The organism is Rothia sp. HMSC066H02, assembly GCF_001814995.1.
Taxonomy (GTDB): Bacteria; Actinomycetota; Actinomycetes; order Actinomycetales; family Micrococcaceae; genus Rothia; species Rothia mucilaginosa.
On the sequence record NZ_KV818675.1, the window covers coordinates 1 to 4835 of the forward strand.

A 4835-nucleotide genomic window follows, 5' to 3' on the forward strand; every position below is an offset into this window, starting at 1 on the left:
CACCCACGGTTACACCACTATGCGGGACGCTACTTGACAGGCAAACTCAAGCCTCGTTAATATTAATATTACATGGTTTGCCAGACCGAATTAACAAAGGAGGGGTGTCGTGGTTGGTCTTTTCCGCACGTGGATGAGCGCCTAGAAAGCGGCGCTGTTGTGGCGTCGCGCTGTTTTTCTGCACGCCATTTCACGATTGGACATAACCATGATATTTGAAACCTCTCGGGGCAGGTCTGTTCTGCTGTGCCATTCATGGCAATTCAAGCTTTGTTTCGTATGGGGCGGGGAGCTCGTTTCGACATTGACGAGTTCGATTCTCCAAATGGGTCTTATTTGGCATCTCGCCCTCACGACAGGGTCGTCTTCTCTCCTCTCCTTAGCATCGCTGGCAGGCTTTCTGCCGATTGCTTTGTTCGGAATCCTTGCGGGCGCCGTTGTCGACAGACTGCCTTTGAAACGTGTCCTCATCGGCGCCGACCTCTTCATTGCCGCGGTGGGTGCCGCCTTGGCGATTGCCTCGTTGGCCGGCAGCTTACCTGCATGGCTAATTCTCATCGCCCTGTTTCTCCGTGCAGTTGGTACTTCGTTCTACACGCCAGCCTCCCAATCTCTCACGCCCCATCTCGCCCCGCCAGAGCATCTCGTTCGCCTATCGGGGGTGACTCAGGCGATTCAGTCCGGCGGATACATTCTTGGCGCCGCGCTTGCAGCAGTGATTTATCCCGTGGCGGGCATTACCGCTATGATTGTCCTCGACGTGCTGGGAGCGCTTTTCGCTTCTTTAGCCGTCCTCGCCGCACAGATAGACGCAGGGGGCCTCGATGAAGCCGACCGCAGCTTGTCCTTTTCCAATAAGGTTCGAGAGCTCTTCTCTGAGATTTCGGACGGCTACAAGCTGATTAGGGAGTACAGGGGGCTGTTCGCCCTTCTTTGGTGCGGGTTCGTCTTCGCTTTCGCGTTCTCTCCGCTCGCGGCATTGTTCCCAATAATGACCTTGGGGCATTTTGGCGGTAGCACGGGGGATGCCGCTTTGGTGGAAATCCTTTTTTCTGCAGGCATGCTGGCTGGGTCCGGCATTTTGGCGGCCACGGGAGGGTTCCGCAATAGGTCGTTCACCATGGTCGCCGCGATTGCCGGCTTCGGCATTGCCGCAATCGTATCCGGATCGCTCGGCCCGTCATTGTTCGCTGCTTTCCTGCCGGTGAGCTTTCTTATGGGCGCATGCTCCCCGTTGTACGCGGGAACCCAGACTGCCCTTATGCAGGAGCAGATACCTCCTGAGTACCTAGGCCGCGTTTTCGGCCTCTACGGAACCATCATGGCGTGGGCCATGCCCATGGGCCTCGCAGCCCCCTCCGTTTTTGCGGATCTGCTTGGAGCTCCGTTATGGTTCGTCGGCTCTGGAGCGACCATGGTACTGCTTGCGATGGCTATGCTGCTTGCTCCGAGCGTCCGAAACGCGGGGAAAAGAGATACCGGGCAGATTCAATAGCCCAAGTATTCGAAAAAAAGAGGCAGCAGCCATCGGTTCAAGCGTCAGCCTTCAAGCCCTTGCGACGACGAGGTATTGCACCGACATTCCGCATCGCGCTCCTTATTCGTCGCCAACTATCATTTTCGGATTTGCCGGCTTGCGCAAGGTCAAAACGCTCGCGCCGGCAATTGGGCAAAGGCGAAAAATCGACGTGAGCAATCTTTTTTGGCATGGCTGCGCTTCCAGTAAAACGCTAATACACAAAAGGCGGTTCAACCTATGGAACTCATAGTCAAAGCTAAAGACATCTTTTTGGAATATGCCGGCCGCGATATCCTAGATATCGAAGAGTTGGAAATCTACTCCTACGATCGCATCGGCTTGGTGGGAGACAATGGCGCAGGCAAAACCAGCCTGCTTAAAATTCTGAGCGGCAATCTTACCATTGCGGACGCCGACGTCAGGCGCTTCGGCAGCATTGCCCTCATCGGCCAACTCGATGAACTCGACCTTGATGCGGCTCAGGACAGTGGTGAGATGCTCTCCCGTCTCAACGTCGCCGGAGTGGCGCAGGAGACGATGAGCGGCGGGGAGGAAACACGCGCCAAGATTGCCTCTGCACTCTCCCAGCATGCAAGCGCGATCTTCGCCGACGAGCCTACGAGCCACCTCGACCAAGACGGCATCCGCCTTCTCGTCGGACAACTCAAGGCATTTGATGGGGCTCTGCTCATCGTGAGCCATGACCGTCATTTTCTCGACCAGGTGGTAGACAAGATCTGGGAGCTCAAAGACGGCGGTATTTCCGAATTCTGGGGTGACTACTCCGACTATCTGCGACAGAAAGAAGAAGAGCGCAAAGCTCAGGCGACTCGATACGAAGAGGCGATGCGCGAGCGCGATCGCCTCGAAGCCGCCATCGAAAAACAACGGAAAAAAGCACGGCAGGTCGACGCCAAGCGGAAGGCTGCGAAAAAAAGCAACGAGTATGCAGGTCGATTGGGGCATCAGAAAGCAACCGGCACCAAACAGAAGAGGATGTACCAGGCGGCTAAGGACATGGAGAAGCGCCTCGAAGCGCTCGAAGGGATTGAGGCCCCAGATAGCATTCGCGCCGTGCGGTTCCGCCAGAGCAAGGCCCTGGAACTGCATAGTAAATTTCCCATCTCGGCAGACGATTTCAGCTTGAGCTTCGGCAACTGCATGCTCTATGACCACGCGAAATTCGAGATACCGCTCGGTGCCAAAGTGGCCATCACCGGTGGCAACGGTACAGGAAAGACCAGCCTGCTGAAGGCAATCGCTCGACGCGCCGACGGTATCAACATCTCTCCCAAGGCAGAGATCGGTTACTTCGAGCAAACAGGCTACAAGTTCGACGCCCGTCAGTCTGCGATCTCGTTCATGCAGGATGGTTGCGAGTACAGCATGACCGAAATTCGAGGCATCCTCGCCTCTATGGGAATCGGACCGCGCGACCTGACAAAGGACGTTGGCGTTCTCTCGGGAGGCGAAGTCATCAAGCTGCTACTCGCGAAGATGCTGCTGGGCAGATACAACATCTTGCTCATGGACGAGCCTGGAAATTACCTGGACATCAAGAGCGCCGAAGCCCTCGAGCAGATGATGAGCGCCTATGCCGGAACGATAGTGTTCGTCTCCCACGATAAGAGGCTGGTCGAGAACGTCGCAGACATTGTCTACGAAATAAAGGACACCAAGCTAGTCAAAATCTTTCAGCGCGAATAGCCCTAAATGAGCAAGAAATAATCCCCGAACGGAGACAAGGGAGTAAAACGGCAAAGAAAGAGCCTCCGTCCCAACGCAGGGAACGGAGGCTCTTTAATCGCTTTTACTCATCTCCGTCGCTGGTGGCTTTGTCATGACTCTCGTACGAAACGAAACTCAGCGGCACAGTGCGGCACTCAAAATCGCAGGTCAGAACCCTATCGGCCTACTCCCACTCGATGGCTTCAGTTTTACTGTCCCGACATTCCAGTTGTCCTCAGTTTTCGATGCCGTCTCAAACCGAGTGCCGCCAAGTAACACTATGTCGTGTTTCATCGGCTTCGGGGACAAAAGCTGGGACAACTTCAAAAACCATTTTCAAACTCAGAGTATTGAGTTTTTATTTTTGTCCCAAGGGGCACGGAGAGCCGCCTTTGGAGGCTCGATATCGCCGAAAAACGCCCGTTTTGAAACTCAACCGCCTTTGAGCCTGCAAACCACCAGCTTCAACAGTAAGTGAGTCGACGCGGGTGGCTTACGAGCCGTTCACAAAACCGCAGGCCACAGGTCTTTGTCAACGATAAGCAAAGTGAATAGTCTCAGGTGGCTTGCCCATGAGTTGGCGTAAGCCTGTTTAGCAAAAGGCTAATCGGACACGACAGGCCGCCCGCATGGCGACGGCGTTTCCCGTGCGGGCACAAACAGCCCTGCGTGCCCTGTCGCGCGATATCCCAATGCGACGTTCAGAACCCTACCCGCCAAGCAGCCACCTCGCGAAATTCAGCACGAGCACGCCCTCCCGGGTATGGGGCTCATGCCTCGTGCGAGTGATGAGAATCTTCGGGAATGCATCCCCGATGGATAGAATCGGCGCAATCTCCCTCTCGAGCGTCGAATCGGCGCCGATATCGTCGCTCACATACACTTTCCTTCCCGGTTTCGAAACTTGGAAGGCAGTATGCGCAAGGATGCGTCGAGGTGCGATCCCAGTCGTACCATGCCAGCAGAGATGTCGAGGCACATTCGTTCATGCTGCAATGCGGGCATCGGAGATGAAAAACAGCCCGTCGGGTAGTCATGGGCGTGCGGGAGCCCGCATCAGTAACCTGCCTCCTCGGTTGTCCCTTCTTTGCATGGTCGTCTACATAAAGGAGGAACCAGCCATGCAGATCAGCATGCTTGCCCTTCTTGGGTCACGGACCGGGGAGGCGAGGGCCTCCGTCGGGACCGCCCCGAGCAACCGGCATATCCAAGGAATGACAAGGCTCGATCGCTGTGCTGGTCAGGATGCCGAAGCGGGCCGTCCGCCAATCGGAATGCGGGTCAGGATGCTGCAACGTGATTCCAGCTGCAGGATACGGCTCCTTTGCGGTTGCCGCAAAACCTGCTGGCAACATTCTTACTATCCGAATGATGTACGCATCCCTTGGGATCGTTTCGCCTGACCAGGGCCATCTTCAGCGCCTCATCGGCCAGCTCGGCAGGCGCCTCTTCCACGCGTAATAGCCCTGGCGGGTCACCTATGCAACCAAAGATACAAAAGGAATCGAATGGCCAGAGAGGATTGCCCTTACCGATGCTCGATTCTTGACAGGCGGTCAAGTCCTGTGGAGTGGTGTAATCGTTTTGT

General features: G+C 55.7%; 4 protein-coding genes. 2 read left to right on the forward strand and 2 right to left on the reverse strand.

Annotated elements, in window-relative coordinates:
* The first annotated feature begins 208 nt into the window (after nt 1-208).
* Nucleotides 209-1495: an MFS transporter gene (locus tag HMPREF2999_RS04195; protein WP_005987410.1), complete on the forward strand. Its 1287-nt coding sequence runs from the start codon at nt 209-211 to the stop codon at nt 1493-1495.
* 261 nt (nt 1496-1756) lie between these two features.
* On the forward strand, nt 1757-3226 hold the full coding sequence (gene abc-f / locus HMPREF2999_RS04200) for a ribosomal protection-like ABC-F family protein (protein WP_005987409.1): 1470 nt from the start codon (nt 1757-1759) through the stop codon (nt 3224-3226).
* Nucleotides 3227-3956: 730 nt separating this feature from the next.
* Here the strand turns inward: abc-f and HMPREF2999_RS09390 are convergent.
* Both HMPREF2999_RS09390 and HMPREF2999_RS09545 read right to left on the reverse strand, forming a co-directional pair.
* Nucleotides 3957-4124, reverse strand: coding sequence for a hypothetical protein (locus tag HMPREF2999_RS09390; protein WP_157966984.1), 168 nt, complete (start codon nt 4122-4124; stop codon nt 3957-3959).
* Nucleotides 4125-4528: 404 nt separating this feature from the next.
* On the reverse strand, nt 4529-4835 hold a 307-nt coding region (locus tag HMPREF2999_RS09545), incomplete at its 5' end, for a hypothetical protein (protein WP_210399536.1).